This window comes from Thioprofundum lithotrophicum (genome assembly GCF_055387065.1).
Genome location: NZ_AP042379.1, coordinates 214,068 through 240,573 on the forward strand (window position 1 = coordinate 214,068; position 26,506 = coordinate 240,573).

General features: G+C 65.7%; 27 protein-coding genes and 1 tRNA gene. 5 read left to right on the plus strand and 23 right to left on the minus strand.

What is annotated here, in order from left to right; translation table 11 throughout:
- Window positions 1-26: 26 nt before the first annotated feature.
- From ACZ5BH_RS00955 to trmJ, 18 genes are all read right to left on the minus strand, one after another.
- Complete coding sequence (locus ACZ5BH_RS00955) at window positions 27-440, minus strand: archease (protein ID WP_464890058.1); 414 nt, start codon at window positions 438-440, stop codon at window positions 27-29.
- Between the two features lie 312 nt (window positions 441-752).
- Window positions 753-2,150: a ribosome biogenesis GTPase Der gene (gene der / locus ACZ5BH_RS00960; RefSeq protein ID WP_464890059.1), complete on the minus strand. Its 1,398-nt coding sequence runs from the start codon at window positions 2,148-2,150 to the stop codon at window positions 753-755.
- A 4-nt stretch (window positions 2,151-2,154) separates the two neighbouring features.
- The gene (gene bamB, locus ACZ5BH_RS00965) at window positions 2,155-3,372 is read right to left on the minus strand and encodes an outer membrane protein assembly factor BamB (protein WP_464890060.1); all 1,218 of its coding nucleotides are present in this window, start codon (window positions 3,370-3,372) and stop codon (window positions 2,155-2,157) included.
- Window positions 3,369-4,019 (minus strand): YfgM family protein, encoded by a 651-nt coding sequence (locus tag ACZ5BH_RS00970; RefSeq protein WP_464890061.1) that lies wholly within the window; start codon window positions 4,017-4,019, stop codon window positions 3,369-3,371. The genes bamB and ACZ5BH_RS00970 overlap by 4 nt, the downstream gene beginning before the upstream one ends.
- A 10-nt stretch (window positions 4,020-4,029) precedes the next feature.
- On the minus strand, window positions 4,030-5,313 hold the full coding sequence (gene hisS, locus ACZ5BH_RS00975) for a histidine--tRNA ligase (protein ID WP_464890062.1): 1,284 nt from the start codon (window positions 5,311-5,313) through the stop codon (window positions 4,030-4,032).
- A 331-nt stretch (window positions 5,314-5,644) separates the two neighbouring features.
- Window positions 5,645-6,400 (minus strand): type IV pilus biogenesis/stability protein PilW, encoded by a 756-nt coding sequence (gene pilW, locus ACZ5BH_RS00980; protein WP_464890063.1) that lies wholly within the window; start codon window positions 6,398-6,400, stop codon window positions 5,645-5,647.
- Window positions 6,397-7,506: a dual-specificity RNA methyltransferase RlmN gene (rlmN, locus tag ACZ5BH_RS00985; RefSeq protein WP_464890064.1), complete on the minus strand. Its 1,110-nt coding sequence runs from the start codon at window positions 7,504-7,506 to the stop codon at window positions 6,397-6,399. The genes pilW and rlmN overlap by 4 nt, the downstream gene beginning before the upstream one ends.
- A gap of 4 nt (window positions 7,507-7,510) precedes the next feature.
- Complete coding sequence (ndk, locus tag ACZ5BH_RS00990; protein WP_464890065.1) at window positions 7,511-7,942, minus strand: nucleoside-diphosphate kinase; 432 nt, start codon at window positions 7,940-7,942, stop codon at window positions 7,511-7,513.
- A gap of 201 nt (window positions 7,943-8,143) precedes the next feature.
- Window positions 8,144-8,338 (minus strand): Fe-S cluster assembly protein IscX, encoded by a 195-nt coding sequence (iscX, locus tag ACZ5BH_RS00995; RefSeq protein ID WP_464891234.1) that lies wholly within the window; start codon window positions 8,336-8,338, stop codon window positions 8,144-8,146.
- A gap of 22 nt (window positions 8,339-8,360) precedes the next feature.
- Window positions 8,361-8,699 (minus strand): ISC system 2Fe-2S type ferredoxin, encoded by a 339-nt coding sequence (gene fdx, locus ACZ5BH_RS01000; protein ID WP_464890066.1) that lies wholly within the window; start codon window positions 8,697-8,699, stop codon window positions 8,361-8,363.
- Window positions 8,700-8,701: 2 nt separating this feature from the next.
- The gene (hscA, locus tag ACZ5BH_RS01005) at window positions 8,702-10,591 is read right to left on the minus strand and encodes a Fe-S protein assembly chaperone HscA (RefSeq protein ID WP_464890067.1); all 1,890 of its coding nucleotides are present in this window, start codon (window positions 10,589-10,591) and stop codon (window positions 8,702-8,704) included.
- A gap of 392 nt (window positions 10,592-10,983) precedes the next feature.
- Window positions 10,984-11,520 carry a co-chaperone HscB gene (gene hscB, locus ACZ5BH_RS01010; RefSeq protein WP_464890068.1) on the minus strand — a complete coding sequence of 179 codons (537 nt, stop codon included), beginning with the start codon at window positions 11,518-11,520 and terminating at the stop codon, window positions 10,984-10,986.
- A gap of 12 nt (window positions 11,521-11,532) precedes the next feature.
- Entirely contained in the window at window positions 11,533-11,856 is a 324-nt protein-coding gene (gene iscA, locus ACZ5BH_RS01015) for an iron-sulfur cluster assembly protein IscA (protein ID WP_464890069.1), read from the minus strand.
- 10 nt (window positions 11,857-11,866) lie between these two features.
- Complete coding sequence (iscU, locus tag ACZ5BH_RS01020; RefSeq protein ID WP_464890070.1) at window positions 11,867-12,280, minus strand: Fe-S cluster assembly scaffold IscU; 414 nt, start codon at window positions 12,278-12,280, stop codon at window positions 11,867-11,869.
- Window positions 12,281-12,321: 41 nt separating this feature from the next.
- Window positions 12,322-13,536, minus strand: coding sequence for an IscS subfamily cysteine desulfurase (locus tag ACZ5BH_RS01025; protein WP_464890071.1), 1,215 nt, complete (start codon window positions 13,534-13,536; stop codon window positions 12,322-12,324).
- A 29-nt stretch (window positions 13,537-13,565) separates the two neighbouring features.
- Window positions 13,566-14,039 (minus strand): Fe-S cluster assembly transcriptional regulator IscR, encoded by a 474-nt coding sequence (iscR, locus tag ACZ5BH_RS01030; protein ID WP_464890072.1) that lies wholly within the window; start codon window positions 14,037-14,039, stop codon window positions 13,566-13,568.
- 116 nt (window positions 14,040-14,155) lie between these two features.
- A complete protein-coding gene (cysE, locus tag ACZ5BH_RS01035) occupies window positions 14,156-14,983 on the minus strand; it encodes a serine O-acetyltransferase (RefSeq protein WP_464890073.1) in 828 nt (275 codons plus the stop codon).
- A 171-nt stretch (window positions 14,984-15,154) separates the two neighbouring features.
- On the minus strand, window positions 15,155-15,928 hold the full coding sequence (gene trmJ / locus ACZ5BH_RS01040; RefSeq protein ID WP_464890074.1) for a tRNA (cytosine(32)/uridine(32)-2'-O)-methyltransferase TrmJ: 774 nt from the start codon (window positions 15,926-15,928) through the stop codon (window positions 15,155-15,157).
- A 147-nt stretch (window positions 15,929-16,075) separates the two neighbouring features.
- On the opposite strand from trmJ, the gene ACZ5BH_RS01045 reads away from it, so the two are divergent.
- From ACZ5BH_RS01045 to ACZ5BH_RS01055, 3 genes are all read left to right on the plus strand, one after another.
- Window positions 16,076-16,882: an inositol monophosphatase family protein gene (locus ACZ5BH_RS01045; RefSeq protein WP_464890075.1), complete on the plus strand. Its 807-nt coding sequence runs from the start codon at window positions 16,076-16,078 to the stop codon at window positions 16,880-16,882.
- Window positions 16,883-16,972: 90 nt separating this feature from the next.
- The gene (locus ACZ5BH_RS01050) at window positions 16,973-17,239 is read left to right on the plus strand and encodes a hypothetical protein (RefSeq protein WP_464890076.1); all 267 of its coding nucleotides are present in this window, start codon (window positions 16,973-16,975) and stop codon (window positions 17,237-17,239) included.
- A gap of 172 nt (window positions 17,240-17,411) precedes the next feature.
- Entirely contained in the window at window positions 17,412-17,765 is a 354-nt protein-coding gene (locus tag ACZ5BH_RS01055) for a hypothetical protein (protein ID WP_464890077.1), read from the plus strand.
- A gap of 3 nt (window positions 17,766-17,768) precedes the next feature.
- On the opposite strand, the gene secF is transcribed toward ACZ5BH_RS01055, so the two are convergent.
- From secF to queA, 5 genes are all read right to left on the minus strand, one after another.
- A complete protein-coding gene (gene secF / locus ACZ5BH_RS01060) occupies window positions 17,769-18,713 on the minus strand; it encodes a protein translocase subunit SecF (protein ID WP_464890078.1) in 945 nt (314 codons plus the stop codon).
- 19 nt (window positions 18,714-18,732) lie between these two features.
- Window positions 18,733-20,592, minus strand: coding sequence for a protein translocase subunit SecD (secD, locus tag ACZ5BH_RS01065; protein ID WP_464890079.1), 1,860 nt, complete (start codon window positions 20,590-20,592; stop codon window positions 18,733-18,735).
- A 63-nt stretch (window positions 20,593-20,655) separates the two neighbouring features.
- Entirely contained in the window at window positions 20,656-21,000 is a 345-nt protein-coding gene (yajC, locus tag ACZ5BH_RS01070) for a preprotein translocase subunit YajC (RefSeq protein ID WP_464890080.1), read from the minus strand.
- Between the two features lie 61 nt (window positions 21,001-21,061).
- Window positions 21,062-22,177, minus strand: a complete 1,116-nt coding sequence (tgt, locus tag ACZ5BH_RS01075; RefSeq protein ID WP_464890081.1) for a tRNA guanosine(34) transglycosylase Tgt — start codon at window positions 22,175-22,177, stop codon at window positions 21,062-21,064.
- A 116-nt stretch (window positions 22,178-22,293) separates the two neighbouring features.
- On the minus strand, window positions 22,294-23,307 hold the full coding sequence (gene queA, locus ACZ5BH_RS01080; protein ID WP_464891235.1) for a tRNA preQ1(34) S-adenosylmethionine ribosyltransferase-isomerase QueA: 1,014 nt from the start codon (window positions 23,305-23,307) through the stop codon (window positions 22,294-22,296).
- Between the two features lie 83 nt (window positions 23,308-23,390).
- On the opposite strand from queA, the gene ACZ5BH_RS01085 reads away from it, so the two are divergent.
- Window positions 23,391-23,475: transfer RNA gene (locus tag ACZ5BH_RS01085), tRNA-Leu, on the plus strand.
- 111 nt (window positions 23,476-23,586) lie between these two features.
- Window positions 23,587-26,409, plus strand: coding sequence for a phosphoenolpyruvate carboxylase (ppc, locus tag ACZ5BH_RS01090; protein WP_464890082.1), 2,823 nt, complete (start codon window positions 23,587-23,589; stop codon window positions 26,407-26,409).
- Window positions 26,410-26,506: the final 97 nt, after the last annotated feature.

Below are 26,506 nucleotides of genomic sequence, written 5' to 3' on the forward strand. Positions count from 1 at the left end.
TTTCTCTTTTCTCTTTTCTCTGCCTTTCAGACATCCACCACGCACTGGGCCAGCCACTGGCCGTCCTCGCGCCGGCACACCTTCAGTTCGGTGAGGGTGGCGCCCTTGACCTCGACGGCAGGATCGTGACGGGACCGGTCCACCGACTCGCCCCAGGCGCGGGCCTCGAGCCGGTTGCCGTCCAGCGTCACCTCGAAGCGGCTGAACAGCATGTGGCGGGTGGCCATCTCGTAGATCAGGGCGTTGATCCAGTCGAGAAACAGGAACTCCCGATCCGGCGCCTCCCGTTCGATGGGCACGGCCTGGCGGGGTTCCACCTTCGCCGGATCGGTGATCACCGCCGTCAGGGCCAGCGCCGCCTGGGCGAAGGCCTCCTCCGGCGTTCCCCCGATCCCGCGGATGCCGATATCGGCCATGTGCTGGAAATGCTCCCAGGGCATGGTGTTCCTCTCAGGACGACAGGGTGGCGGATGAGGGCATCATAACCCCCTGCCGGCGTTTCGTCAGGATTTCAACGCAAAGGCGCGAAGGCGCAAAGGGCGCAGAGATTTTCAATACAAGGTAGGTCGGGCTTCAGCCCGACAACGGACGTGCCAGATATCTGGTTGGGTTTGTCGGGCTGAAGCCCGACCTACCGACCTGTCCAACGACAACGGATATCCAACGTAGCAGGCCATGGTTGGCAGACAACAAGGCGCGGGCACCATGGATAGACCACATCAAAATCCTTTGCGCCTTTGCGTTGATCCCCCTCACCGCCGCCGGCTGGTGAACTTCCTCAGGCGCTTGCGCTTTTCGATCTGGCGTTTGGTGAGGACGTTCCTGCGCCCGGCGTAGGGGTTCTTGCCGCTCTTGAACTCGATGCGGATCGGGGTGCCTTCGAGCCTGAGCGCCTTGCGGAAGCCGTTGATGAGGTAGCGGCGGTAGGCGTCGGGCACGGCTTCGGTCTGGGTGCCGTGGATGACGATGAGGGGCGGATTGCGGCCGCCCTGGTGGGCGTAGCGCAGCTTGATCCGGCGGCCCTTGACCACCGGCGGGGCGTGGGCCTGGACCAGCGATTCGAGGATCTCGGTGAGCCGGTGGGTGGGCAGGTCACGCATGGCCGAGGCGTAGGCCTTCTGCACCGAGGCGAACAGATCGCCCACGCCGCTGCCGTGCAGGGCGGAGATGGTGTGGATGCGGGCGAAGTTGACGAAAGGCAGCTTGAGTTCCAGTTCGCGGCGGATGCGGGCCTTCTGATCGGCGTCGAGGCCGTCCCACTTGTTGACGGCGATCACCAGGGCGCGGCCGCTGTCGAGGATGAAACCGAACAGGGTGGCATCCTGCTCGCTGATCCCCTCGCGGGCATCGAGCAGCATGATCACCACGTGGGCATCCTCGATGGCCTGCATGGCCTTGATCACCGAAAACTTCTCGATGGCCTCCTTCACCCGGCTGCGACGGCGGATGCCGGCGGTGTCGATGAGGGTATAGCGCTGACCGTCGCGCTCGAAGGGCAGGTAGATGCTGTCGCGGGTGGTGCCCGGCATGTCCCAGGCCACCACCCGCTCCTCGCCGAGGATACGGTTGACGAGGGTGGACTTGCCCACGTTGGGGCGGCCGACGATGGCGATGCGGATCCCCTGCTCGGCCTCTTCTTCCTCGCTGCGGCCTTCCGGCGCGGGCAGGGCATCGAGCACGGCATCGATGAGCTGGCGCACGCCGCGGCCATGGGCGGCGGCGATGGGCCAGGGCTCGCCCAGCCCCAGGGCATGGAACTCGGCGGCCACCACGTCCGGATCCAGCCCGTCCACCTTGTTGACCACCAGCCACACCGGCTTGCCGGTGCTGCGCAGACGCGCGGCGATGTTCTCGTCCTCGGCAGTGAGGCCGTCCCGGGCGTCCACCAGGAAGAGAATGGCGTCACTCTCCTCCACCGCCTGCCAGGACTGGCGGGCCATCAGGCCGTCGAGGCCCCGGTCTTCGCCGGAAAGGCCTCCGGTGTCCACCACGATGTAGGGGCGCTCGCCCAGGCGGCCTTCGCCAAACTGGCGATCCCGGGTCAGGCCCGGCTGATCGGCCACCAGCGCGTCCCGCGAGCGGGTGAGGCGGTTGAACAGCGTGGACTTGCCCACGTTGGGACGCCCGACCAGGGCGATGACCGGTTTCATGGTGTCAGTCCTGCGCCTTGCGCAGTTCGAAGGCTTCGATGTTGCCGAGCCGGTCCAGGGCGATCACCAGGCCCTGCGCCGGCACCGGGGTGACGAGGATGTTGTTGGCCTTGGGAAACATCGCCCGATCCGCTTGTTCGTCCGGATTGTCCATGTGCCACAGTGCGTTGACCCGGCGGCGGGCCATCAGCTTGCCGTCTTCCCGGCGCAGCCAGTGCAGATAGCCGTCGTAGTCGGCCACCACCAGATACGGGCCGCTCAGGGCCACGCCGGTGAGCTTGCGGCGCAGCAGCTTGTCCTGGCGCCAGTTGGATTCGCCGGTGAAGCGGTTGAAGGACCACACCCGGCTCTGATCGTCGGTGGCGTAGATCCGGTAGCCGTCCACCGCCAGGCGGGTATAGCCGGAGAAATCCTTGACCCACTGGAGCTGGCCGCTGTCGAGGGCCACCGAGGCCAGCCGCCCCTGATAGGTGACCACGTAGATGCTGCCATCCACGACAACCGGATCGGCATCGATGTCGACCATCCGTTCCAGCTCGTTGCGACCGCGGGGCTCGGCGATGGCCGTCTCCCACAGCAGGGTGCCGTCGCGCAGGGTCAGGGCGGCCAGCTTGCCGTTGTCGTTGCCGACGATCACCAGCCCGTCGCGGACCACCGGCGCACTGGTGCCGCGCAGGGTCAGCAGCGGCACGTTGCGCTCGAAGACCCACACGCGCTTGCCATCCTCGGCGCGCAGGGCGTGCACCCGGCCGTCGACGGTGCGCACCACCAGCATGCCCTGCTCGCCGTGAATGGGAGCAAGCACTTCGGAGCTGACCTCCACCTGCCAGAGGCGCCGGCCATCCTTCGGATCCAGGGCCACCACGTCGCCCTGGCTGCTGCCGATCAGCAGGCGCCCTTCCACCAGCGAGGGGCCGCCGGCCAGCGGCAGGTGCAGTTGCCGCTCCCACAGGCGCCGGCCGTCACGGGCGCGGAAGGCGGTGACATAACCGGTGTAGTCGATGCCGTAGCCGATGCCCTTGTCGTCAAAGACCGGGCGCAGCTTGAGATAGTAGTTGTAGACGCCGTAGCCCAGGGTGGCCTGCCAGCGGGAGACCACCGGGAGGGGATGATCGAGGGGCGTGAGTTCCACCGGCGGCAGCACCGGCGACGGCGAGCTGCTGCAGGCCGCCAGCGCAGCCAGAACGCCCGACAGCAGAAAGGAGCGGAGGCCTCGCTTCATGCCGCGTCACCGGCGGCGGCCGCCACCTCGTTGAGCTTCATTTCGATCTGGCGGCGCAATTCGCCATTGAGCTTGCCGTCGAGCAGGGCCTTGCGGTATTCGGCCGCGGCCAGGGCCGGCTGGTTTTGGGCCCGGTAGGCATCGCCGCGCACCTCGGCGAAGAGGGTCGCAAAACCGGGCTCGTCCCCCGTGCCGAGCAGGGTGAGCGCCGCTGCCGGCTGGCCCTGCTGCAGGCGCACGCGGGCCAGGCGCAGGCGCGCCAGGGTTCGGAAGCCCTCGTCCACGCCGTTGTCGATGACCCACTGCAGACGGGCCGCGGCAGCGGCATCGTCGCCCTTGTCCACGGCGGTGCGGGCCAGCAGCAGCGCAGTGAGGGTGGCATAGGGCGTGCCGGCATACTGCTCGAGGATCTGCTGGCCGTCGCGGGTGGCCTCGTCCACCGCGCCGCGGGCAGCGGCATCGATGACCTGGGCGTAGATCAGCGAAGCCTGTTCCGACCGGGTCTTCTGGTGATCGACCCACCAGCGCCAGCCGCCGATGGCGCCCAGCCCGATCAGCAGGCCGGCAATCACCGCCTTGCCGTTCTCCTTCCACCAGTCCTTGATCGCCTGGACCTGTTCCTCTTCGGTCTGATAGGGCTCTGCCATGGGGTTCTCCTCAGTTGTCGATGTCGGCCAGCAGCCCTGCCAGGTGCTCGGCCAGTTCGTCCTGCTTCACGTGCCGCTGTTCCCCGGTGCCGCGCAGATCCTTGATGGCGATGTTGCCGGAGAGCATCTCGTCCTCGCCCAGGATCAGCGCCAGACGGGCGCCGGATCGGTCGGCCTTCTTCATCTGGCTCTTGAAGCTGCCGCCGCCGCTGTGCACCAGCAGGCGCAGGTGCGGCAGGGCATCGCGCAGCCGTTCGGCCAGCAGCCGGCCGGCCCGCTCGGCCGTCTCCCCCGCCAGCACCAGGTAGGCATGGGGCGTGGTGGCATCGGGCAGTTCGGCCGCCTCGAGCAGGGCCACCAGCCGCTCCAGGCCGAGGGCGAAGCCCACCGCCGGCGTGGGCCGGCCACCGAGCTGCTCCACCAGCCCGTCGTAGCGTCCGCCGGCACAGACCGTGCCCTGGGCGCCGAGGCGGTCGGTGACCCACTCGAACACGGTACGGGAGTAGTAGTCCAGCCCCCGGACCAGCCGCGGATTCACCCGGTAGGGGATGCCGGCCTCGTCGAGCCGGGCGCAGAGGGCTTCGAAATGGGTCCGGGAGTCGGCATCCAGGTGTTCCGTCAGTTTCGGGGCCGCCTCGATGAGATCCTGCATCGCCGGGTTCTTGCTGTCGAGGATCCGCAGGGGGTTGGTGTGCAGGCGGCGCCGGCTGTCCTCGTCCAGCTCATCCTGACGGGCTTCCAGCCAGGCCACCAGCTTCTCCCGGTAGGCCCGGCGCGCCTCGCTGCTCCCCAGGGAATTGATTTCCAGATGGACCTCGTCGCCCATGTCCAGTTCCCGCCACAGGCGGGCCGTCATGAGGATCAGTTCGGCGTCGATGTCGGGGCCCGGCAGGCCGAAGACCTCCACCCCGAACTGGTGAAACTGGCGATAGCGGCCCTTCTGGGGCCGCTCGTGGCGAAACATGGGGCCGGCGTACCACAGGCGCTGCACCTGGTTGTAGAGCAGGCCGTGCTGGATGCCGGCGCGCACGCAACCGGCGGTGCCCTCGGGGCGCAGGGTCAGGCTGTCGCCGTTGCGATCCTCGAAGGTGTACATCTCCTTCTCGACGATGTCGGTGACCTCGCCGATGGAGCGCTTGAACAGTTCGGTCTTCTCGACGATGGGCAGGCGGATCTCGCCGTAGCCGTAGGCGGCCATCAGGCGGCGGAACACGCCCTCCACGTACTGCCAGCGGGGCGTCTCCGTCGGCAGGATGTCGTTCATGCCGCGCACGGCCTGGATGCTCTTGGACACGGCGGAGTCCTGTGTCTTGCGTGAAAACGGGGCAGATTGCAAAGGCGCCGCGGCGGAGGGAACCGGCGCGGCGCCTGAACGGAGGTTCCGGATACCGGCCCGGGGGTATCAGCCTTGGGGATCGCCCTGCGGGACAGGGAGCCGTTTCGTGACCCGCCGTGAATACCTCCATGTAGGCTCTGCGGCCGCATCCCTGCGGCCGAAGGTCACGAAACGGCTCCCTGTCCCGCAGGGCTCAATACCCGCATGGCGCCGTGGACCGGTATTTGGAACCTCTGGTCAGCGGGAAATTATACGCGATAAGGCCGGGGAATGCTGCTGAAACCGGGGCTCAGAACTTGCCTTCGGCTTCCATCTTCTTCAGCTTGGCCGTCTGCGGGGAGTCAGGAAACTTGCCCTTGAGCAGCAGCGAATAGCTGGCCAGTCGGTCCTTGTTGCCGGACTTGGCCGCCAGCAGCACGCCCAGCCACAGGCTCTCGGCGTTGTGGCGGGCCACGGCCAGGTAGTCGTAGAGATACTGGCGGGCGGCGGCGGCATCGCCCTGGTCGAAACGGATCTGGCCGAGGGCCAGCAGCGACTTGGGCGCGCGCGGATTGGCCTTGAGGGACTTGCGCAGGTATTCCTCGGCCAGCTTCAGATCCCCCTTCTGCTGGGCACACAGACCGATGTTCTCGTACACCGCCTGGCGGGCCGGATACAGGGGATCCTCCAGCACCCGGCGAAACATCCGGATGGCCTTGTCGTACTTGCCCTGGCCACAGAGAAAGGCCCCGTAGTTGTTGAGCAGGTTGGGTTCCTTCGGCGCATACCGCAGCGCCTTCCAGTAGGCCTGATCGGCCTTGTCGTTCTCGCCGAGCTTCTGGTAGAGCACCGCCAGGTAGTGGTGGGCCTGGGCGTTCTTCGGATCCTGCTCCACGGCCTTGCGCAGCTTCTCCATGGCCATCTGGTCCCGCCCCTGGCGCAGGTAGGCCAGACCCAGCTCGGTGTTGTATTCGGAGGCGGTCTGGCGTTTTTGCAGCTCTTCCCGCGCGGCGCTGCAAGCGCCCAGCAGCGCCAGCATCAGCAGGAGGAGGAGCGGACGCCTCATGCCAGCCGCTCCGCCAGCTTGCCCTCGGCCCGCAGCCGCTGCGTGCGGCGGGTGCGATCCTGCACCCGACCGGCGAGCTGGCCACAGGCGGCGTCGATGTCGTCGCCGCGGGTCTTGCGGGTGATGGTGACCAGCCCGGCCTTGAGCAGGATCTCGCGGAAGGCCGCGACCCGCTCGGGTGGCGAGGTGCGGTAACCGCTGCCCTCGAAGGGGTTGAAGGGAATGAGGTTGACCTTGGAGGGGACCTTGCGCAGCAGCTTCACCAGTTGGCGGGCCTGTTCCGGGCTGTCGTTGACCCCGTCGAGCATGACGTATTCGAAGGTCACCCGGCGGCTGCCCTCCTCGCCCAGGTAGCGGCGGCAGGCGGCCAGCAGCTCGGCGATGGGGTACTTGCGGTTCAGCGGCACCAGCACGTTGCGCAGTTCGTCGTCCGGGGCGTGCAGGGAGACGGCCAGGCTCACGTCGCTGACCTCGCGCAGGCGATCCAGGGCCGGAATCACGCCCGAGGTGCTGAGGGTGATACGGCGCTTGGACAGGCCGTAGGCGTTGTCTTCCTGCATCAGGTTCATGGCCCGCACGACGTTGTCGAAGTTGAGCAGGGGCTCGCCCATGCCCATCAGCACCACGTTGGTGATCACCCGATCCTCGCGCGGCGTGTTGCGCATGGCACGGTTGGCCACCCACAACTGGCCGATGATCTCGGCGGTGGAGAGATTGCGATTGAAGCCCTGGCGGGCCGTGGCGCAGAAGCTGCATTCGAGGGCACAGCCCACCTGGGAGGAGACGCACAGGGTGCCGCGATCGGCCTCGGGGATGAAGACCGTCTCGATGCGGTTTCCCGAGTCGAGCTGCAGGGCCCACTTGATGGTGCCGTCGTCCGAACGTTGCTCGGCGACGATTTCCGGCGCCCGGATCTCGGCCACCTCGACCAGCTTCGCGCGCAGGGCCTTGCTGAGGTTGGTCATCTGCGCGAAGTCGTCCACCCCGCACTGGTAGATCCATTTGAGCACCTGGACGGCGCGAAACGGCTTCTCGCCCAGTTCGGCGAAGAAGGCTTCGAGGCCGGCCCGGTCGAGGTTCAGCAGATTGACCTTCTCGGTAGCCATGGACTCAGCGGGTGCGGGGGCAGAGATCGATGTCGGCAAAGAAATAGGCGATTTCCTGGCGCGCGGTCTCGGGGCCGTCGGAACCGTGCACGATGTTCTCGTCCACGGTCTTGGCGAAATCGGCGCGGATGGTGCCGGGCGCGGCCTCGGCCGGGTTGGTGGCGCCCATCAGCTCGCGGTTCCTGGCGATGGCGTTCTCGCCCTCCAGCACCTGGATCATCACCGGGCCGGAGGTCATGAAATCGACCAGGTCGTTGAAGAAGGGCCGCTCGCGGTGCACGGCGTAGAAGCCTTCGGCCTCGGCCCGGGTCAGGTGCCGCATGCGCGCGGCGATGATGCGCAGGCCGGCCTTCTCGAAGCGGGCATAGATCTCGCCGATCAGGTTCTTCGCCACGCCGTCGGGCTTGATGATGGAGAGGGTGCGTTCGATGGGCATGAATTCGGATCCTGCTTGCCTGTTTGGTGTAGGAGCGGCACGAGCCGCGATGGCTTCGGGTAGGTAGGTCGGCCTTTAGGCCGACATGTCGGGCTGAAGCCCGACCTACAATCCTGTCGCGGCTCGCGCCGCTCCTACAGGGGGTGTTCAAAATGTGTGCATAAAATAGCACAAAACCCGTCAAACCGGGCGGTTATCCCCTCAATCCCGTTCCTCGATCCAGGCCATCTGGATGGCTTCGAGGATCTTTTCATTGGAGCGGTTGGGATCATCGTCGAACTCGGGCAGTTCACGGACCCACTGGTGGAGATCCGTGAAGCGCACGTACTGGGGATCCACGTCGGGGTGGGCTTCGTCGAGGGCGATGGCGATTTCCAGCGTGTCGGTCCATTTCAGGCTCATGGCGGGCTCCTGCGCGTCAGTGGTTCTCGGACACCATGTTGATGGTGTATTTGGGGATCTCGATCACCAGGTCCTCGTCGTCCACCACCGCCTGGCAGCTCAGCCGCGAGTCGGGATCCAGGCCCCAGGCCTTGTCGAGCATGTCTTCCTCGTCTTCGGTGGGCTCGTTGAGGGATTCGGCCCCCTCGCGCACGTAGACGTGGCAGGTGGTGCAGGCACAGGATTTCTCGCAGGCGTGCTCGATCTCGATGCCGTTGGCCAGGGCCGCATCGCAGATGGTGGTTCCCGGTTCCGCCTCGACGACGGCGCCGTCGGGACAGATTTCCTCGTGGGGCAGAAAGATCAGCTTGGGCATGTTCAGTTCGACTCTTGTTCGTCGGCAAATTCTTCGATGGTATGGCCGGCCAGGGCCTTGCGGATGCTCGAGTCCATGCGCTTGGCCACGAAACCGGCGGCGGCGGCGTCCAGATCGGCCAGGGCCTGCTTGATGGCCAGGTGATCGGTGCCATCCCGGGCGGCCTGCAGGTGGGCAGCGGCCCGGTCGATGCGCTGGCGCTCTTCCTCGCTGAGCAGATCCCGGTCCTGCACCAGGGCCACGGCCAGGGCTTCGAGCACCCGGTCCGCTTCCACCTGCTGCTCGAGCAGCTTGCGCGCGGCCACGTCGTCCTCGGCGTGTTCGATGGAGTCGCGCAGCATGCTCTCGATTTCGGCATCGGTGAGGCCGTAGGAGGGCTTGATCTCGATACCGGCCTGCACCCCGGTGGTCTCCTCGCGGGCGGTGACCGACAGCAGGCCGTCGGCGTCCACCTGGAAGGTGACCCGGATGCGCGCCGCGCCGGCCACCATGGGTGGAATGCCGCGCAGGGTGAAGCGGCCCAGGGAGCGGTTGTCGCTGACCAGCTCGCGCTCGCCCTGCACCACGTGGATGGTCATGGCGGTCTGGCCGTCCTTGAAGGTGGTAAAGTCCTGGGCACGGGCCACCGGAATGGTGGTGTTGCGCGGAATGATCTTCTCCACCAGGCCGCCCATGGTCTCGAGGCCCAGGGAGAGGGGAATCACGTCCAGCAGCAGCATTTCGTCGTCGGGCTTGTTGCCCACCAGGATGTCGGCCTGGATGGCGGCGCCCACGGCCACCACGGTGTCGGGGTTGATGTCGACCAGCGGTTCCTGGCCGAAGAACTCGCCCACCCGCTCCCGCACCCGCGGCACGCGGGTGGAACCGCCCACCATGACCACCGCGGTGATCTCCTCGGGCGTCACGCCGGCATCGCGCAGGGCGCGCCGGCTGGGCAGCAGGGTCTTCTGGATCAGGGGATCGACGAGCCGGTGCAAGGTCTCGCGGTCCAGCTCGCCCTCCCAGTGGCTGCCGTCTTCCAGTTCCACCTTCAGCGGCACCCGCTCGGCTTCGGTCAGGGCTTCCTTGGCGGCGCGGGCATCGCGCATCAGGCGGCGCAACTGGTGATGGCCGGCGTCGTCGGCGATGCCGGCCTGTTGCATGATCCATTCGGCGATGGCGCGGTCGAAATCGTCGCCCCCCAGGGCGCTGTCACCGGCGGTGGCCATCACCTCGAACACCCCCTGGTTGAGGCGCAGGATGGAGATGTCGAAGGTGCCGCCACCCAGGTCGTAGACCGCAATCACCCCTTCGGCCGACTTGTCGAGGCCGTAGGCCACGGCGGCGGCGGTGGGCTCGTTGAGCAGGCGCAGCACGTTGAGCCCGGCCAGCCGGGCGGCATCCTTGGTGGCCTGGCGCTGGGCGTCGTCGAAATAGGCCGGCACGGTGATCACCACCCCCGTAAGTTCGCCGCCGAGACTGGCCTCGGCGCGCTGACGCAGCACCTTGAGGATCTCGGCCGAGACTTCCACCGGACTCACGTCGCCGCCGGCGGTGTGGAAACGGGGCACGGCCGATTCGGTCTCGGCGAATTCGTAGGGCAGGCGGGAACCGAGCGAGCGCACGTCCTCCAGCCCGCGTCCCATGAAGCGTTTCACCGAGGCGATGGTGTTGAGGGGATCGGTGGTGGCGCCCTCGAGGGCGTCATGCCCCACTTCGGGCGGCCCGTCGGGACGATAGTGCACCACCGAGGGCAGGAGGATCCGCCCGGCTTCGTCGGGCAGGGGCTCGGCCTTGCCGGAGCGGACCGTGGCCACCAGGGAGTTGGTGGTGCCCAGGTCGATGCCGGCGGCGAGCCGATGCTCGTGGGGGTTGGCCGACTGGCCGGGTTCGCTGATCTGTAGCAGTGCCATGTTGGTTCCGGGTTGCTGGGGGCGGGTAGCGAGGGGCTGGAACAGCGGGGCTACCGGCCGGAAGCTGGGTTTACATCTTGTCGATACTGACGACTTCTCGAATGGCTGACAAATTCCAATTGTGAGACACTTGGTTCAGCTCCGTCCTCAGGGTCGGAGAGCCGTTTCGTGACTCGCCGTGAATACATCCCTGTAGGCTCTACGGCTCCGAGGGCTGCATGCAAGTCAGATTATTCGATTCTCGCGACCTGTAGGAGCGGCGCAAGCCGCGATGCGTGGTGTTTTCGCGGCTTGCGCCGCTCCTACGCAAAATCGTATCAGCACAATTTTGAGGCATTCCATCAAGCCGTATTCCGCTTTTCGGCACCTTGTTACGGCATCCCAAAGCCAAATCAGTCCAGCAGGCCTTCCTCGATTTCCTCGGCTTCTTCCTGCAGGCGGGCGAAGAACTGGAGCTTCTGGACGATCTGGCGAGCCGCTTCCAGCGCGGCCTCGTCTTCCTGCGCCAGGTGCCGGGCCAGTTCCGTCTCCAGGGCCTCGCGTTCGCGGGCCAGATCGGTCATCAGACGATTGAGGGCGGCAAAGGGATCGGCCTGGCTCCGCACTTCGGCCAGGGCCTCGCGCAGTTCCATCTGGGCCATGAGGAAGTCCGGGTCCAGATGGGTCTGCCGTTCGTCGTCGAATTCGACGCCCCGCAGCTCCAGCAGGTAACGGGCCCGGCGCAGGGGCGAGCGCAGGGTCTGGTAGGCCGCGTTGACCTGGGCGGCCTGCTGGACCGACAGGCGCCGTTCCCGATCCGAGGCATTGGCGAAGCGATCCGGATGCAGGACCCGCTGCAGTTCCCGATATTTCTCGGCCAGTTGCGCGGTATCGATGTCGAAACCGACCGGCAGGCCGAACAGTTCGAAATGGTTGCTGCTCAGATCCATGCCGCGCCGGGATCAGACGGTGAAGCTCTCGCCGCAGCCGCAGGTGTCCTTGACGTTGGGGTTGTTGAAGCGGAAGCCCTCGTTGAGGCCTTCCTTGCCGTAGTCCAGCTCGGTGCCGTCGAGATACAGCAGGCTCTTGGGATCGACGATGATCTTCACGCCGTGGGATTCGAAGACCTGATCCTCTTCGGCCACCTCGTCGGCGAACTCCAGCACGTAGGCCATGCCGGAGCAGCCGGTGGTCTTGACGCCGAGCCGCAGGCCGACGCCCTTGCCCCGGTTCTCGAGGAAGGCCTTGACCCGCTCGGCGGCGGTATCGGTCAGCGTGATGGCCATGTGCCGATCCTCAGGCACTCTGGGCGACGTCGTCGTCGCCGGCGAGGCCCTGCTTCTGCTTGTAGTCGTTGATGGCGGCCTTGATGGCGTCTTCGGCCAGCACCGAGCAGTGGATCTTCACCGGCGGCAGTTCCAGTTCTTCGGCGATGTCGGTGTTCTTGATGCTGGCGGCCTCGTCCAGCGACTTGCCCTTGACCCATTCGGTCAGCAGCGAGCTGGAGGCGATGGCCGAACCGCAGCCGTAGGTCTTGAACTTGGCGTCTTCGATCACGCCCTGCTCGTTGACCTTGATCTGCAGGCGCATGACGTCGCCGCAGGCCGGCGCGCCCACCATGCCGGTGCCGACACTGGCATCGTCCTTGTCGAGGCTGCCGACGTTGCGGGGGTTTTCGTAGTGATCGATGACCTTGTCGCTGTATGCCATGATGGGTTACCTCGTTCGATGGTCTCGGTTGCGCGGGCGGCTCAGTGGGCCGTCCACTCGATGGAATTCAGATCGATGCCTTCCTTGTACATCTCCCACAGCGGCGAGAGTTCCCGCAGCTTGTCGATGTTCTGCTTGATGGCCTCGATGGCGTAATCCACTTCCTCTTCGGTGGTGAAGCGACCGAGGCTGAAGCGGATCGAGCTGTGGGCCAGCTCGTCGTTGCGGCCCAGGGCCCGCAGCACGTAGGACGGCTCGAGGCTCGCCGAGGTGCAGGCGGAGCCGGAGGAGACGGCCAGATCCTTGAGGGCCATCATCAGCGATTCCCCTTCCACGAAGTTGAAGCTGATGTTGAGGTTGTGGGGCACGCGCTGTTCCAGGTCGCCGTTGATGTAGATTTCCTCGATGTCCTCGAGGCCCTTGAGCAGCCGGTCGCGCAGCATGCGGATGCGCTCGTTGTCGGCGGCCATCTCTTCCTTCGCGATCCGGAAAGCCTCGCCCATGCCCACGATCTGGTGGGTGGGCAGGGTGCCGGAACGCATGCCGCGCTCGTGGCCGCCGCCGTGCATCTGGGCCTCCAGGCGCACCCGGGGCTTGCGCCGCACGTACAGGGCGCCGATGCCCTTGGGGCCGTAGATCTTGTGGGCCGAGAAGGACATGAGATCGACCTTCATCGTCTGCAGATCGATGGGCACCTTGCCGGCGCTCTGGGCCGCGTCCACATGGAACAGCACCTTGCGCTCGCGGGTGATCTCGCCGATGGCGGCGATATCCTGGATTACGCCGATCTCGTTGTTGACGTGCATGATGGAGACCAGCACCGTGTCGTCACGGATGGCGGCCTTCAGCTTGTCCAGATCGATGAGGCCATTGGGCTCGGGATCGAGGTAGGTGACCTCGTAGCCCTCCCGTTCAAGCTGGCGGCAGGTGTCCAGCACGGCCTTGTGTTCGGTCTTGCAGGTGACGATATGCTTGCCCTTCTTCTGGTAGAAGTGGGCCGCGCCCTTGATGGCCAGGTTGTCCGATTCAGTGGCCCCGGAGGTGAAGACGATCTCCTTGGGATCGGCCCCCACCAGGTCGGCCACCTGCTTGCGGGCTTCCTCCACCGCCTCTTCGGCCTTCCAGCCGTATTCGTGGGAACGGGAGGCGGGGTTGCCGAAGTTGCCGTCCAGGGTCAGGCACTGGCACATCTTCTCCGCCACCCGCGGATCGACCGGGGTGGTGGCGGAGTAGTCGAAATAGATGGGTTTCTTCATGTCCTGCTCATCTCCTGCGGAAACCGGGTTCAGGCGCTTTCCGCCTTGGGGGGTTCGAACTGCATGGCGACCTTTTCCTGGCGGGCGGCCACTTCCTGCACCCCCTTGCGTTCGACCAGGGCGCCGAGGCTGATGCCCATCAGGAATTCATGGATCTGGTGGCTCAGCTCGGTCCACAGTTCGTGGGTCAGGCATTGCTGATCGTCTTGGCAGTTGGACAGGCCGCCGCAGCGGGTGGTCTCCACCTTTTCATCGACGGCGGTGATCACGTCGGCCACGGCAATCTGGCTGGCTTCGCGGCTCAGGCGATAGCCACCCCCGGGCCCGCGGGTGCTGTCTACCAGCCCCTGCTTGCGCAGCTTGGAGAACAGCTGTTCCAGATAGGAAAGGGAGATCCCCTGGCGCTGGGAGATGTCGGACAGCGTGATGGGGCCATCCTGATAGTGCAGCGCCAGGTCGAGCATGGCGGTGACCGCGTAACGACCTTTGGTTGTCAGTCTCATTGCAATACCCTGTAATTTTGAGTAATCTTCTCGGCGTTCGAACGGAAGCCTATCAAGACCTAGCAAAATAGTCAAGTATTTTGCCCCACCTGGTCTGCGTTCTTGGCCCTGATTCCTCAGGCCTTTTTCCCTTCCTCCCTGTCAGGTTTTGTCGTCTTTCCGCTGCTGTCGCCGATCCCCGTATCGCAACTGTTGCCGGCCGAGATGTCGCAGCCGCCGAGGTCCGGCAGCTCCACGACATCCAGCTCCATTCCCAGCTTTTTCAAGGACTTGCACATGTTCTCCATCTGCTGATCCATGGCGTGCACATGATCCAGCAGGCAGTTGATGGCGTTGGCCACCGGATCGGGCATGTCCTGGGTGGTACCGTAGGCGTCGAAGCCGATCTTCCTGGCAAAGGCCTTGCGCCGCGCGTGCTGCTCGTCATCGGTCTTGCGGGTGACGATGCGCCCGGGGATGCCGACCACCGTGGCGCCGGCCGGCACGTCCTTGACCACCACGGCGTTGGAGCCGATGCGGGCCCCCTCCCCTACCTGGATGGGTCCGAGCACCTTGGCCCCGGCCCCCACCACCACGTTGTCGGCCAGGGTGGGATGGCGCTTGCCCTTCTGCCAGGTGGTACCGCCGAGGGTGACGCCGTGGTAGAGGGTGCAGTCGTCGCCGATCTCGGCGGTCTCGCCGATCACCACGCCCATGCCGTGGTCGATGAAGAAGCGCCGCCCGAGGCGGGCCCCGGGATGGATTTCGATGCCGGTCAGCCAGCGGCCGAGATGGGAGAGGGCCCGGGCCAGCCACTTGAGCCGGTGGTTCCACAGCCAGTGACTGAGCCGGTGCACCAGCACGGCATGCACGCCCGGATAGGTGGTGAGAATCTCGAAACGGGTGCGCGCGGCCGGATCCCGGTCGAAAACGCAATCGATGTCTTCCCGAATACGACTGAACATGGACAGATCCGCCTGGAAAAGGGGGCTAATTAGAGACGGGCCGAACGCGGGTGTCAACTCAACCCGGCGGCGGCACGAAGGACGGATAGCGCGAGACGACAGAACGATGGGGTCGCGACAACATCGCTGTCACCGTCACTGGACTGCATGATGGGGCCCCGACTGGCGAATTCAACGACCATCACCACCGGCGGCCTTCTCGGCGGCGGCGAGGATGCCGCGCAGAATGTTGACCTCCATCCGGTCAAGCTCCGCGCGGTTGAACAGGCGCCGCAGGCGCCGCATGAGCTGGCGGGGATTGTCGGGATCGTAGAAGTCCAGGGCGGCAAGGGTCCGTTCGAAATGGGCATACAGCCCTTCCAGTTCGGCCGCGGTAGCCAGGGGCTGATCCCGTTCCAGCATCGCGCCCTCCGGCAGGGCCGATTCCGCTTCCAGCGCGGCCATGCGCAGCTCGTAGGCCAGCACCTGCACGGCGGCTGCCAGGTTCAGGGACGGATAGTCGGGATTGGCCGGGATGTGCACGTGCACCCGGCAGCGTTCCAGCTCGGCGTTGCTCAGCCCCGACTTCTCCCGGCCCATGACCAGTGCCACCTTTGCGCCCCGGGCCGCCTCTGCCAGCATGCGCCGGGCACAGTCCCGCGGCTGCATGAGCGGCCAGGGAATCGTGCGGCTGCGGGCGCTGGCGCCCACCACCAGGACACAGTCGGCGATGGCCGCCTCCAGGCTTTCCACCACCTGAGCCCGAACCAACAGATCGTCGGCGCCCGAAGCCCGGGCCGTGGCCTCGGCATGGGGAAAGACCCGCGGCTTCACCAGCACCAGCTCGGCAAGCCCCATGTTCTTCATGGCCCGCGCCACGGCACCGATGTTGCCGGGATGGCTGGTTTCCACCAGCACCACCCGGATGCGGTTCAGGCAGGAAATTGCGGTTGGGGTATCGGTCATGGCAGTGGCTTGCAAAAAATGAAGAAACGAACGCGCCTGACGGCGGCCACGGGGCCTGATAGAATAGACTCTGCGCCAACCGCTGGCGAGTGTCCATCCACTCCCGGCCCCTGTTCTTTTCACCACCGAAACCCCAAGGAAGTCCCCGTGCATCCGATGCTCAACATCGCCGTGCGCGCCGCCCGCAGCGCCGGTGCCATCATCAACCGCTACGCCAACCAGGTCGACACCCTGACGATCACGGAAAAGACCCGCAACGATTTCGTCAGCGAGGTGGACCGGCAGGCGGAACAGGCCATCATCCAGGTGATCCGCAAGGCCTATCCCAACCACGCCATCCTGGCCGAGGAAAGCGGCGAAAGCGCCGGTGACGCGCACCAGTGGATCATCGATCCGCTCGACGGCACCACCAATTTCCTGTACGGGTTCCCCCAGTTCGCCATCTCCATCGCTCTGCGCCACAAGGGGCGGCTGGAGGTCGGCGTGGTCTACGATCCCCTGCGCGAGGAGCTGTACACGGCCAGCCGCGGGAACGGCGCCGCCCTCAACAACCGCCGCATCCGGGTCGGCAAGCGCCCGTCGCTCGAAGGCGCCCTGCTCGGCACCGGCATCCCGTTCCGGGAAAGCCAGATGCGCTGGCTCGACGCCTACTGCGAGATGATGAAGACCCTGATCCCCGGCAGCGCCGGCATCCGCCGCGCCGGCTCGGCCGCGCTGGATCTGGCCTACGTGGCGGCCGGACGGCTGGACGGCTTCTGGGAGCTGGATCTCAACCTGTGGGACATCGCCGCCGGCGTGCTGCTCATCGAGGAAGCCGGCGGACTGGTCAGCGGCATCGACGGCCGCCCCGACCACCTCGAAACCGGCCACGTGGTGGCCGCCAATCCGCGGATATTCAAGGCCATGCTGCAGAAGATCCGCCCCCTGCTGCCGCCGGAACTGAAATCGGCCTGACAAACTGCCGAAAAAGGCTCGCACACCCTGCAAAACGCCGTCCTGCGTCCGCTATGGAAGGCAGAACCGCTTTTCAGTCAGGGACGTCACGTGCCGAAATCCACCGATCCGCTCTCCCGCCGCGCCCTTGAGGCCGTCATGCGTGACGTGCTCGACGGGCTCATGGAAGCCGCCTGCGAAGTGGCCTACTCGCCTGGCCGCAGGGAATCCCGGCTGACCATCCTTTCCATCGAGCCCCCGCGGCGCCGCTTGCCCGACAACCGCGCCACCGTGGTGCCGGTGACCGCCCATCGGTCCTCCGATGTCCTGGCCTACCTCCTGCGGCGCGAACAGCGCCTGGCTGCAAACGGCGGCTGAGTCATTTCCACATTATCAAAAAGGTCTCGTGGTTGACCTGTTCCGGTGCCCGTGATACTCAAAGGTCATCCTCCACCCGATTCGCGACCGAATCTCCGGAGGCCGGAAACCGGACAGGGCCAGCCCGGTTCCCGGACGACAACAAGGCCCTGTCCGTCATGGAGGTGTGGAGATGCGAAACCGCAACATCTGGCTGTTGCTCGTCCCCCCGCTGGCCGTCTGCCGCTTCGGCTGCGCCGGCTGCTGCGCCGCCCCCATCGCCGTCTTCTGGCTGGCCGGCATCGTGAGTTTCGTCTACGGCTTTTTCGGCGGTCCCGTCGGCGTGGCCGGCATCAGCCATGGCACCCTGTTGTTCGGCGCCGTGCTCTGGGGCATTGCCGTCATCTGGGCCGAAACGGTCATCCGCAACGCTGAACAGCACCCCGATCGCTGCCGCGACCAAACGTCCACGCTCTGCCGTACGCTCGGCAACGGTGAGGAAGAGGATCCGCTGGAGACGGCAAGGAAAATCCGCGAGGGAAGCTGAGCGTCAGGGCGTGTGACCCGATTCGGCGCCTTCCTTCTGCACCGGCATCAGGCTGGCGCGGGTGATCTTGAGGGCCAGGGCGGTGCTGCTGGCGACGTAGATGGAGGAATAGGTGCCCACCACGATGCCGATGATGAGCGCGAGGGAGAAGGCGTGGATGAGCTTGCCGCCGAGGAAGAACATGGCCAGCACGACCAGCACGGTGGTGAAAGAGGTCATGATGGTGCGGGAGAGGGTTTCGTTGATGGAGATGTTGGCGACCTCGACGGGGCTGGCCTTGCGCAGCTTGCGGAAGTTTTCCCGCAGGCGATCGAAGACCACGATGGTGTCGTTGAGGGAATAGCCGATCACCGCAAGGATGGCCGCGAGCACGGTCAGATCGAATTCCCACTGGAACAGGGAAAAGGCCCCAAGGGTGATGATCACGTCGTGAAACAGGGCGCCGACCGAGCCGAGGGCCAGGCGGTATTCGAAGCGGGCCATGACGTAGACCAGGATGAAGGCCAGGGCGATGAGCATGGCCAGCCCGCCGTCGTCCCGCAGTTCCTCGCCCACCTGGGGGCCGACGAATTCCTGCCGGCGCATCTCCACCGGACCGTCACTGGCTTCGCGCAGTACCTGCAGCACCCGATCGCCAAGGGTCTCGGTGCCGTGTTCGCCCCCTTCCTGCGGGGCCAGACGAACCAGCACGTCGCGGGTGGTGCCGAAGTGCTGGACCACCACATCCTTGAACCCGGCCTTCTCGAGGGCCTCGCGCACGGCCGGCAACTCCACGGAGCGGCTGTAGCCCACCTCGATGAGCGTGCCACCGGTGAAGTCCAGGCCGAAATTGAGCCCCTTGACGGCCAGCGATCCCAGCGAAACCAGAATCAGGATGGTGGACAGGACCAGCGCGTGATAGCGCTTGCCCATGAAATCGATCTTGGTGGTCTGCTTGAAGATTTGCATGTCGGTGGCGTTCCGTTGATCAAATCGACAGGGACTTGATGTTGCGTCCACCCACGACCAGATTGATGATGGCGCGGGTGCCCATGATGGCGGTGAACATGGAGGTCACGATGCCGATGGACAGGGTGATGGCGAAACCCTTGATGGGGCCGGTCCCGAAGATGTACAGCACCACGGCCGCGATCAGGGTGGTGATGTTGGCATCGGCGATGGTCGAGAGGGCCTTCTCGTAACCGGCGTTGATGCTCGACTGGGGCGTGTTGCCGTTGCGCAACTCTTCCCGGATCCGTTCGAAGATCAGCACGTTGGCATCGACCGCCATGCCCACCGTGAGCACGATGCCGGCAATCCCCGGCAGGGTCAGGGTGGCCTGGAGCATGGACAGCACGGCCACGATCAGCACCAGGTTGACCAGCAGGGCCACGTCGGCCACCAGGCCGAAGCCCCGATACCAGAAGGCCATGAGCAGCACCACCAGCAGCATGCCCACGACGACCGATTCGGTGCCCTGCTCGATGTTCTCCTTGCCAAGGCTCGGGCCGATGGTGCGTTCCTCGATGATCCGGATCGGCGCGGCCAGGGCGCCGGCGCGCAGCAGCAGGGCCAGATTGCGGGCTTCCTCGACACTGTCGAGGCCGGTGATCTGGAAGCGCTTGCTGAACACGCCCTGGATGGTGGCCACGTTGATGACCTCTTCCTTCTTGACGGTCTCCGTGACCTTCTTGCCATCGACGATCTTCGTCACCGGCTTGTATTCGATGAATACCACCGCCATCGGCTTCTTGAGATTGCGCTTGGTGGTGTGGGCCATGACCCGGGCACCGGCGCTGTCGAGGTTGATGAATACCGCCGGCGAACCGCTCTGCTGATCGAAGCCGGACGTGGCGTTGGTGATGTTCTCCCCGGTGATGATGACCCGCTTCTTGAGCAGGATGGGCTGACCGTTGCGTTCGTAATAGATGCGGGCGGTGGGTGGCACCTTGCCGGCCAGGGCTTCCTGCAGGCTGTGTTCCACGTCCACGAGACGGAACTCCAGGGTGGCGGTGGCGCTGAGGATCTCCTTGGCCCGGGCCGAATCCTGGATCCCCGGCAACTGCACCACGATGCGGTTGTCGCCCTGCTGCTGGATCACCGGCTCGGCCACGCCCAGTTCGTTGACCCGGTTGCGCAGGGTGGTGACGTTCTGCTGCAGGGCGTGCTTCTTGATGTCACGGATGGTCTGCTCAGTCAGGCGCGCCAGGAGGACCGGCACGCTGCCCTCTTGCTCCTCGGACACCACCAGATCCCGGCCGATGGCGCTGCGAATGGCTCCGCGGGCCGCGTCACGCTGTTCCGGCTTGCGGAACTTGAGCACGATGGTCTCGCCCCGGCGCAGGATGGCGGCATAGCGGATCTTGCGCTCGCGCAGCAGCGAGCGCAGATCGGAGATGTAGCGATCATAGGCCTGCTGCATCACCGTTTCCGTATCCACCTCCATGAGAAAGTGCAGACCACCCCGCAGGTCGAGCCCCAGGTACATGGGCCGGGCATTGATGGCGGCCAGCCACTCGGGCGCGGCGCTGGCGAGGTTGAGGGCCACGGTGTAGTTCTCGCCCAGGGTTTCGCGCAACAGATCGGCGCTCTTGAGCTGATCCTCCACGCTGTTGAAGCGGATCAGCAGGTGCCGGGGTTCCTGTTCGATGGCCTTGAGCGGAATGCCGCGCCCTTTCAGGAGGCTCGCCACCTGGCTGCGCAATGCCTCATCGACGCTGGCCGTACGACTGGCCGTGATCTGGATGGCCGGGTCGGTGCCATAGACGTTGGGCAGGGCATAGATGACGCCCACCACGATCACGATCAGGATCAGAAGGTATTTCCACAGCGGATAGCGGTTCAGCATGATGGTCGAATCCGAATGGGCGCAACCGGCGCCGGGGCGCCGGGGTGGCCGGTCAGGTTGGTCTTATTTTCCCTTGCCGATGGTCTTGAGCGTGCCCTTGGGCAGCACGCTGGCAACAGCCTGCTTCTGCAGACGCACGACCACGTTGTCGGCCAGTTCGAGGCTCACGTATTCATCGTCCACCTCGGTGACCTTGCCCAGCAGGCCGCCATTGGTGACCACTTCGTCCCCCTTGCCGAGCGCCGAGACCATCTTCTGGTGCTCCTTGGCCCGCTTCTGCTGGGGACGGATGAGAATGAAATAGAAGATCAGGATGAAACCGCCGAAGAACAGCAGCGACGTCAGCGGATCCCCCTGCTGGGCCGCGGGCGCGCCTTCGGCCAGGGCATCGGAAATCAGGAAACTCATGGGCAATCCTTGTATTTGGTTTGAGGATTCAGTCTCGCCCGGGGGCGAAAAAGCGCGCGTATTATGACACAGGCGGCACGGCCAGATCGCGCCGCGCGTAGAAATCGGCCACGAAATCCGCCAGCCGACCGGCGGCGATGGCCTCCCGCATGCCCTGCATAAGCTTCTGATAATAATAAAGATTATGAATGGTATTGAGGCGCGAGCCGAGGATTTCGCCGGTGCGGTCGAGATGCCGCAGGTAGGCGCGGCTGTAATTGCGGCAGGTGTAGCAGTCACAGTCGGGATCGAGCGGCGCGGTGTCGGTGCGGAAACGGCTGTTGCGGATCCGGATCATGCCCCGGCTGGTGAACAGGTAACCGTTGCGGGCATTGCGGGTGGGCATCACGCAGTCGAACATGTCCACGCCCCGGCGCACCGCCTCCACCAGGTCCTCGGGCGTACCCACGCCCATCAGGTAGCGGGGCCGATCGGCCGGCATCTGCGGCCCGAGGTGGGCCAGGATCCGCTGCATGTCTTCCTTGGGCTCCCCCACCGACAGGCCGCCGATGGCATAGCCATCGAAGCCGATGGCCTGGAGGCCTCGCAGGGACTGGCTGCGCAATTCCGGATACATCCCGCCCTGCACGATGCCGAACAGGGCCGAGGGATGATCGCCGTGCGCCTCGCTGCAGCGCCGGGCCCAGCGCAGGGACAATTCCATCGACTCGCGGGCCTGGCGCTCCGTGGCCGGATACGGGGTGCATTCGTCGAAGATCATGACGATGTCGCTGCCCAGGGCATGCTGCACGGCGATGGATTCTTCCGGCCCCAGGAACACCTCGCTGCCGTCCACCGGCGAGCGGAACCGCACGCCCTGTTCGGTGATCTTGCGCAGCTTGCCCAGCGACCAGACCTGGAAACCGCCCGAGTCGGTGAGGATGGGCCCGTCCCAGTGCATGAAATCGTGCAGATCCCCATGCGCCTCGATGACGTCGGTGCCCGGCCGCAGCATCAGATGGAAGGTGTTGCCAAGAACGATCTCGGCGCCCACCTCGCGCAGCTCCTCCGGCGTCATGGCCTTGACCGTGCCATAGGTCCCCACCGGCATGAAGGCCGGTGTCTCGACGGTGCCACGGTCGAAGGTCAACCGCCCGCGCCGGGCGGCCCCATCGGTTGCAAGCAGTGCAAATTTCATTGTCAATTCAGGAAACAGCGCAAAGATGCAAGATACGAAGTGACGGACCGTTCCGATGCCACGGCGCCTGCCATTGCGCTTTCGCCCCTTTCCCCTTGTCTCTTTTCACTTTTCTCTCAGCCAATAAACATGGCATCGCCATAACTGAAGAAGCGATAGCGCTGCGCCACCGCGTGCCGGTAGGCACGCATCACGGTTTCGTGCCCGGCAAAGGCGCTGACCAGCATCAGCAGGGTCGATTCGGGCAGGTGGAAATTGGTGATCAGGGCGTCCACCGCCCGGAAACGGAAACCGGGCGTGATGAAGATGTCGGTCTCGCCCTCGAAGGGCTGCAATTCGCCGCCCTGCGCCGCCGTCTCGAGACTGCGCACCACGGTGGTGCCCACCGCCACCACCCGCCCGCCCCGGGCGCGGGTGCGCTGCACGGCCTCGACCACTGTCTCCGACACCCGCAGCCATTCGCTGTGCATCCGGTGCTCGCGGATGTCCTCCACCCGCACTGGCTGGAAGGTGCCGGCGCCCACGTGCAGGGTGACGCGCGCCTGTTCGATGCCCCGCGCCGCCAGCGCATCCAGCAGGGCCTCGTCGAAGTGCAGGCCGGCCGTGGGCGCGGCTACCGCACCGGGGTGACGGGCGTAGACGGTCTGGTAGCGCTCGGCATCCCGTTCCGTGTCTTCCCGCTCGATGTAGGGCGGCAACGGCATGTGGCCCTGCGTCTCGAGCACGGCCATCACCGGCCGGTTGAACGCGAGGCGGAACAAATCCGCCTCGCGTCCCGTCACCTCGGCCGTGACCCCCTGCTCGAAGACCAGTCGGGTTCCGGGCTTCGGCGACTTGCTGGCCCGCACATGCGCCAGCACACGGCATTCGTCGAGCGGCCGTTCCACCAGCACTTCCACCTGGCCGCCCGTCTCCTTGCGGCCCCACAGGCGGGCCGGGATGACCCGGGTATCGTTGAGCACCAGCAGATCCCCCGGCCGCAGCAGCGTCGGCAGATCGCGAAACTGCCGGTCATGCAGCGAGCCACTGGCCCGTTCGAGGTGCAGCAGCCGGCTGGCCGGCCGTTCGGCGGTGGGCTGCTGGGCAATCAGTTCCGGCGGCAGATCGAAGTGAAAGTCCTGACGACGCATGGCGCGCGAGGATAGCAGGTCGGCCGGCATTTCTCATCCGGCCTTGGACAGCTCCCGGCCGGCTCCCTATAATGGCGGCGCGTGGCCGAGTGGTGGAACTGGTAGACACGCAGCACTCAAAATGCTGTGCCTTCGGGCGTGTCGGTTCGAGTCCGACCTCGGCTACCATCTTCTCATCGGCCCTGTTGCAAACATACCCCGCCCCCCAGCGTCAAGAGACGCCGTCACGCTTCCTTGCGGTATAATGCGGGGTTCCGATTGTGACAAGGCCTCCGTTTCATGACTGCTGACGCCAAAACCGCCGTCGAACGGCGCTTCAACGACAAGCCCCTGCGCTCGCGGGTCAAGCTGTTCGGCAACATTCTCGGGCAGATCCTCCACGAACATGCCGGCAAGAAGGTCTTCGACGCCGTCGAAACCCTGCGCAAGGGCCACATCAGCCTGCGCAAGTCGGAAGACGTGCGCAAGCGCCAGCGCCTGGCGGCCCTCGTCGAATCCCTGGATCCGGACACCCTCGCCCACGTGATCCGGGCCTTCAGCATCTATTTCAGCCTGGTCAACATCGCCGAGGAGAGCTACCAGCACAAGCTGCGCCGCCGCGAGGTGAGCCGCAACGGTCCGCTGTGGGTGGGCTCCTTCGACCACACCCTGCGCCAGTTCCACGGCGAGGGCGTCCCGGCGGAGAAGATGCAGCATCTGCTCGACCATCTGGCCTACATCCCGGTCTTCACCGCCCACCCCACGGAGGCCAAACGCCGCACCATCCTCGAAGCCCTGCGGCGGATCTTCGTGATCAGCGAGGAACTCGACGCCCCGCGCCTGTCGCGCATCGAGCGCAGCCGCATCCTCGAGCGACTGGAACGCCACATCCGCATCCTCTACGAGACCAACGAGGTGCGCACCACCCGGCTGCAGGTGCTCGACGAGGTGAAGAACGGGCTCTACTACTTCCGCGAATGCCTGTTCCAGTCGGTGCCGGAGACCTATCGCTATCTCGAAGGCGCCATCGAACGCACCTATGGCCAGGACGGCGCGCAGATCCACGTGCCGAGCTTCATCCGCTTCGGGTCCTGGATCGGGGGCGATCGCGACGGCAACCCCTTCGTCAAGCCCGAAACCACCGTCACCGCCGTGCGCATGCAGTCCCGCGAGGCCCTGCGCGAATACTATGGCCGGATCCGCCAGTTGCAGAAGATCCTCACCATGTCCACCGAGTTCATCCAGCCCTCGGCGGACTTCCTGGCCGCCCTGGAACGGGACGAACAGGCCATGCCCGAGGTCTTCGCCGAACGTCCCCAACGCTACGCCCAAGAACCCTACCGGCGCAAGCTGGTGCTGATGCAACGGCGCATCGAGCACAACCTGGCGCGCCTGGATCACCATCTCGAAGGCGCCCCCCTGCCGACGCCGGATCACGGCTACCGCGATGAAGCGGCCCTGCTGACCGATCTCTACCTCATCCGCGACTCCATCATCAGCCACGGCGACGCCATCATCGCCCGTGGCGAATTGCAGGATCTGATCCGGCTGGTGGAAACCTTCGGTTTCTTCCTGGCCCATCTCGACGTGCGCCAGGAATCAACCATCCACACCAATACGGTCAGCGCCGTGTGGCGACAGATCGACGGCAGCGACTACGAAGCCCTGGACGAAGCACAGCGCATGCGCAAGCTGGGCGAGGCCCTGGCCGGCCCGCCCCCGGCCATCGACCGCGAAGCCCTGGACGAGCGCAGCCGCGAGACCCTGGAGACCTTCGACATCATGGCCCGGATGCGCGAGGAGATCAGTCCCCGGGTCTTCGGCAACTACGTCATCTCCATGACCCATGCCGCCAGCCACGTGATGGAAGTGATGTTCCTCGCCTGGCTGGCGGGGCTGACCGGTCAGCGCGACGGCGAATGGTTCTGCCACGTGCGCGTCTCGCCCCTATTCGAGACCATCGACGATCTGGCCCACATCGAACCGGTGATGAACCGGCTGCTGGACGATCCCGTCTACGCGGCCCTGCTCGCCGCCTCCGGCAACAGCCAGGAAGTGATGCTGGGCTATTCGGATTCCTGCAAGGACGGCGGCATCCTCGCCTCGGCCTGGAACCTGTACCAGGCCCAGCAGCAGATCACCGCCCTGTGCAAGGCGCGCGGCGTGCATCTGCGCATGTTCCATGGCCGCGGCGGCACCATCGGCCGCGGCGGCGGCCCCACCCACGAGGCCATTCTCAGCCAGCCCACCGGCACCGTGCATGGCGAAATCAAGTTCACCGAACAGGGCGAGGTGCTGTCCTACAAGTACAGCAACCACGAAACCGCCGTGTACGAGCTGAGCATGGGCATCACCGGCCTGATGAAGGCCAGCCGCAACCTGATCACCCCGCCGGAGCCGGACAACCCCCGCTTCCTGCAGGTGATGAAGGAACTGGCCGACCGGGGCGAGCGCACCTACCGCCAGCTCACCGACGAGACACCCGGTTTTCTCGACTACTTCTACGAAGCCACGCCGGTACGGGAAATCGCCCTGATGAACATCGGCTCGCGGCCGTCGCATCGCAAGGTGGGCGATCGCTCCAAGGGCTCGGTGCGGGCCATCGGCTGGGTGTTCGGCTGGGCCCAGTCCCGCCACACGCTGCCGGCCTGGTACGGCATCGGTTCGGCGCTGGCGGGCTGGCTCCAGGAGGCGCCCGGCGAACACGAACTGGCCCAGTTGCAGGCCATGTACGAGGAATGGCCCTTCTTCCGCGCCCTGCTCTCCAACTCGCAGATGGCGCTGTTCAAGGCCGACATGCGGATCGCCGAAAGCTACATGTCCCTGTGCCACGATCAGCAAAGCGCGCGGCAGATCTTCGAGACCATCAGGAACGAATACCAGCGCACGGTACGGGAAGTGCTGGACGTGGCCCAGCTCGACGAATTGATGGCCGAAACGCCCCAGCTCGCCCTCTCGCTCAAGCGCCGCAACCCCTACCTGGACCCGCTCAACCAGATCCAGGTCACCCTGCTGCGCCGCTACCGCGACGAATCCCTCGACGAGGAAACCCGCAACCAGTGGCTCAACCCGCTGCTGCGTTCCATCAACGCCATCGCCGCGGGCATGCGCAATACCGGTTGAACCCGTCGGGCCAAAGGCCCGACGGGTTCAACCGGCAGGGACGAGTAACGAGGGACGAGGCATTTTTTCCTCGCCACTCGTCCCTCGTCCCTCGTCC